Origin of the sequence: Streptomyces sp. NPDC046881, assembly GCF_040645015.1 — a bacterium.
Classification (GTDB): Bacteria; Actinomycetota; Actinomycetes; order Streptomycetales; family Streptomycetaceae; genus Streptomyces.
Map to the genome: position 1 here is coordinate 1 of NZ_JBEYXJ010000215.1, position 4,306 is coordinate 4,306.

Consider the following 4,306-nt stretch of genomic DNA (forward strand, 5'->3'; position numbering starts at 1 on the left):
ACTGTTAACGTTTTCACGGGTGTGACGGTCCGCTGCCCGAGGGTGCTGCACCCTCGGACAGCGCCGTGATTCCGGGCCCGCGGGCCTGTGGTTTACGGGAAGGTCAGCTTCCAGCCGTTGATCGTTCCAGTGTCGTAGGTGGCCTGATCCTGTACCCGCAACTTCCAGGTTCCGTTGGCCGATTCCGCCGCGGCGTTGACCGTGTAGGTCTCGTTCACGTCGTCCGCCGAGTCCGAGGAGCTGAAGTTCTTCAGCCGGTAGGCGGTGCCCGAGGGGCCGACGAGGTCGATCACCAGGTCACCCCGCCAGGTGTGGGTGATGTCGACGGAGACCTGGAGGTTGCTCGGCGCGTTCCCGGTCCGGCCGGAGACGGTGATGTTGGAGGTGACCGCCGGCCCGTTGTCCGGCACGGCCACCGGCGTGGTGCTCTCGTACGAGGTGCCGCCGCCCCCGCCGCCACCGGAGCGGGAGCCGACCGCCACGCCCGCCCAGGCGTCCTGCACCGCCTTGTACTCGGCGCTGGAGGTGCCGTACAGCTCGCCGGCCGCCGCCAGGGTGCCGGTGCGGGCGCCCGCGTAGTTGGTGGTGGACGTCCACTTGGTGGTCAGCGCCCGGTACCAGATCTGCAGCGCCTTGTCCCGGCCGATGCCGGTGACCGGAAGTCCGTCCGCCGTCGGCGAGTTGTAGCTGACGCCGTTGACGACCTTGGCGCCGCTGCCCTCGCTCAGCAGGTAGAAGAAGTGGTTCGCGGGGCCGGACGAGTAGTGCACGTCGACGCCGCCGATGCCCGAGTACCAGTTGTCCTTGGACGCGCCGTCCTTGCTGGGCTTGTCCATGTAGCGCAGCGGGGTGCCGTCGCCGTTGATGTCGATCTTCTCGCCGACCAGGTAGTCGCCGGGGTCGGTGGTGTTGTTCGCGTAGAACTCCACCCCGGCGGCCATGATGTCGCTGGTCGCCTCGTTCAGACCGCCGGACTCGCCGCTGTAGTTGAGGTTCGCGGTGGCGGAGGTGACGCCGTGGCTCATCTCGTGGCCGGCCACGTCGATCGAGGTCAGCGGCTTGGCGTTGCCGGAGCCGTCGCCGTAGGTCATGCAGAAGCAGCTGTCGTCCCAGAACGCGTTCACGTACGAGTTGCCGTAGTGCACGCGCGAGTAGGCGCCGACGCCGTTGTTCTTGATGCCGCTGCGGCCGAACGTGCTCTTGTAGAAGTCCCAGGTGAGCGCTGCGCCGTAGTGGGCGTCCGCGCCCGCGGTGGCGGCGTTGGAGTTGGACCCGTTGCCCCAGGTGTCGGAGGTCTGCGAGAACAGGGTGCCGGTGCCCGAGCTGCCGTGGTTCAGGTTGTACGTCTTGTGGCCGCCGCGCGCCCCGTCGGTGAGCGTGTAGTTCGAGCCCGACTGGGTCGTGGTCAGCGTGACCTGCCCGCTGTACTGGGTGTTGCCGATGCCGTTCTTGACGCCCTGGTACTCGAAGAGCTTCTTGCCGGTGGCGGCGTCCGTGATGACGTGCAGCTGGTTCGGGGTGCCGTCGTCCTGGAGCCCGCCGACGACCGTCTCGTACGCCAGCACGGGCTTGCCGGTCGCCGCCCAGATCACCGTGCGGACGCTGTCCGCGGCCGGCCTGGCCGCGCCGAGCGCCTTCGCCCGCTGCACGGCCTGCCGCCGGGCCGTCGCCTTCGACACGGCCGGGGTGAGACCGGCGACCTTCAGCGTGGCGCCGGTGGCCCGGACCACGTCCATCGTCTTGCCGGACTTGGCGGTGGTCACGACCAGATCACCGCCGAGCACCGGCAGACCCGCGTACGTCCGCTCGTACCGGGTGTGCAGCGTGCCGTCGCCGTCCTTGACGACGTCCTTGACCACCAGCTTCTCCTGGGCGCCCAGCCCGATCCCGCGGGCGGTCGCGGCCGTGCCGGCGTCGGCGTGGCGGACCAGCTCGGCGCGCTGGGAGGGCGAGAGCTTGACGGCGGCGTGGGCCGGGTTGACCTTCCCGGTCTGCGGCTTGGCCGGTGCCGCGCTGGCCGCGCCGGACTGGACGGCGGCGGCGATCAGGGCGGCGACGCCGGCGAGGGCGACGGTGGCGGTTCTGCGGTGCGAGGTGTGGGAGGTGCGTCCGCGAGAGGAATTGCTTCTCAACACTGACTCCTTCTGCGTGACCGCGGGTCGCGCGGCCAGGGGAGACCGGACGGTGGGTTGGGACGTCCGGGCAGAACTGGGCGGTGCGAAAGCCACGTGCAGGTGCGGAGCCGGCTCACCCGAAGGCGCAGAAACTGTGGGGTTGCTGTGAGTCGACCTGGGAAGAGTGGCAGGAGATCTCGCGACCTGTCAGGACCGCGTCACAAACTTGGCCGGAATTGGTTCGTTGACCGGGAGTTCATGTTCGGTATGCGGACTGTTCGGAGGACCCGCCGGATCGAGCGGGTCTCTCGCCGGCCACGGGGCCGCACGCGAAAGAGGGCGGCGGTGCCGTCCGAGGCACCGCCGCCCTTGCGTCGCGTGGTGAACCGATCAGGGATCGGTCCGGGTGCGGCCCGCGGCCGGGCCGTCACCCCTTCCCCCTACGCGGCTCGAATCCGTTGCTCCGGCGCCGGCTCGGTCATCCGGTGCCGTGTGCACGCCCGGTCCGCGCAGAGCGCGTCGTGGGCGAGAGCGGAGACGATCGCGGCCTGCGTCCGCGTCTGCTGGCCGATCTTCTCGACGATGTTTGCGATGTGCGCCTTCACCGTGCGCTCCGCGATGCCGAGCTCCCGGGCGAGTTCCCGGTTGCCCAGGCCCGTCCCGAGCAGAAGCAGTACCTCTCGCTCCCGGCCGGTCAGCCGCGCCAGCCTCAGCACCGCGGACTCGGGGTCGTGCCCCGTGCGCCGGTACGAACAGTTCCCGTTCACCGCAACGGACCGCGTGGTCATGTTGGTCCCTCCCGACCACGGCCTTCCCAGCAGACCCCCGTGGCCCGGGTTCAGCCGTGAGTCACCGCCAACCTACCCGGAGCGCCGGACATCAGCACACCGGTAACGCCCCGACTTCCCGTCTGCGAACAGGGAAGCGCTCCCACCGGGGGGAGCGGTCAGGGGGCGTCGATGCAGTGCGCGCGCTGTCGGATCGGGGCCACGAGGTGGGACAGGTCGATCAGGGCGGCGTCCGTCTTGCCCCCGCCCTCGAAGACCACCTGCGTGGCCGGTACCCGGCCATAGGTGACGACGACCTTGCGGGTCTCCGTGGTCTGCCGGGAGTCGATCACCCAGTCGACGCCGTCGACCGCGACGCACATGTCCTCGGTGGGCCCCGGAGGCGTCACGCCGCACCGCAGGACGATGTGACGTTCACCCCACACGGCCACGCCCGGCGCATCGGTGTCCCAACGGGAAAGTCCCCCCAGGGAGTCGGGGGCGGAAGAGGTGATCCGCCGGCACGGCGCCGCGTCGGCGTCCTTCGCGGCGGGCACACCGGGATCGCGGTGGGCGAGGACATAACCGATGACTGCGGCGATCGCGCCGAGGACGCACACCCCGGTGGCGAGCACGATCCGGTTCCGGCGAGTGGAAAACACGTGGGCGGTCTCGACTTTCCGGTGAGGGCAAGCGGTCCTCAGCACGGTAGAGCACCCGGGCGCCCGGGTCCGAACCGGCCCTGCCACACCTCCCTTTCGGGCAATGCCCCTTGGTACACCTCCCCAACGGACCTGGTGGGGCCCCTGGTTCGTGCCTAAGTTCGATCGCCGTACGAGACGACCGACCAAGGAGACGCGATGCGCAAGGCAGCCACCTCGTTCGTGCTCGCCGCCGTGACCACCGGAACGATGGCCGCGGTCGCGGCCCCGGCGGGTGCGGCGCCCCAGGCCCGTGACCCCTACGCCCACACCCGCCTGGAGCGTGTGTGGGCCCCCAACGTGTGCCTGTCGATGGGCGGAAGCACGAGGAACAACGCGCGTGCCGTCGTCGGCAAGTGTTCCAGGACCGACAAGACGCAGCGATGGACCCTGAAGCGGCTGAACCGCGGAGGCTCCGTCTTCACCATCAAGAACGACAAGTCGGGCAAGTGCCTGGCCCTGGACTCCGCCGCCCACGTCGTCCAGGCCACCTGCAAGCCGTCGTCCAAGAGCCACCAGTGGTGGCTGGCCAGCTCCCACGTGGTCAACGTGGCGAAGAACAAGGCGCTCGCCTCCAACTCCAGCCATGCCGGCTCGAAGCCGTACCTGGAGAAGATCGACTGGAACGGCGTCCGTCAGCTGGAGCTTGAGGGCCGCGCGCAGGCCGTCGGCGCGGACGACCGGCAGGACCAGGGCGCTGACGCCGTTCATCGACGGCCCGTCG

3 protein-coding genes and 2 pseudogenes are annotated in these 4,306 nt (G+C 69.9%); 1 reads left to right on the forward strand and 4 read right to left on the reverse strand.

Features of this window, described 5'->3' with window-relative positions:
* Positions 1 to 92 precede the first annotated feature (92 nt).
* The 3 genes from ABZ923_RS40955 to ABZ923_RS40965 form a co-directional block, all read right to left on the reverse strand.
* Complete coding sequence (locus ABZ923_RS40955) at positions 93 to 2,132, reverse strand: M4 family metallopeptidase (RefSeq protein WP_361483430.1); 2,040 nt, start codon at positions 2,130 to 2,132, stop codon at positions 93 to 95.
* Between the two features lie 422 nt (positions 2,133 to 2,554).
* The gene (locus tag ABZ923_RS40960) at positions 2,555 to 2,902 is read right to left on the reverse strand and encodes a helix-turn-helix transcriptional regulator (RefSeq protein ID WP_361483433.1); all 348 of its coding nucleotides are present in this window, start codon (positions 2,900 to 2,902) and stop codon (positions 2,555 to 2,557) included.
* A gap of 158 nt (positions 2,903 to 3,060) precedes the next feature.
* Positions 3,061 to 3,543 (reverse strand): DUF3515 family protein, encoded by a 483-nt coding sequence (locus tag ABZ923_RS40965; protein WP_361483436.1) that lies wholly within the window; start codon positions 3,541 to 3,543, stop codon positions 3,061 to 3,063.
* A 351-nt stretch (positions 3,544 to 3,894) separates the two neighbouring features.
* On the opposite strand from ABZ923_RS40965, the pseudogene ABZ923_RS40970 reads away from it, so the two are divergent.
* Positions 3,895 to 4,137, forward strand: a pseudogene (locus ABZ923_RS40970) (RICIN domain-containing protein); the annotation flags it as partial.
* Between the two features lie 75 nt (positions 4,138 to 4,212).
* Here the strand turns inward: ABZ923_RS40970 and ABZ923_RS40975 are convergent.
* Positions 4,213 to 4,306 (reverse strand): annotated as a pseudogene (locus tag ABZ923_RS40975) (hydroxyurea phosphotransferase); the annotation flags it as partial.

Bases quoted from the DNA above. Each gene is read 5' to 3' on its own strand.
- ABZ923_RS40960 (WP_361483433.1), bottom strand. From the start codon at position 2,902: ATGACCACGCGGTCCGTTGCGGTGAACGGGAACTGTTCGTACCGGCGC.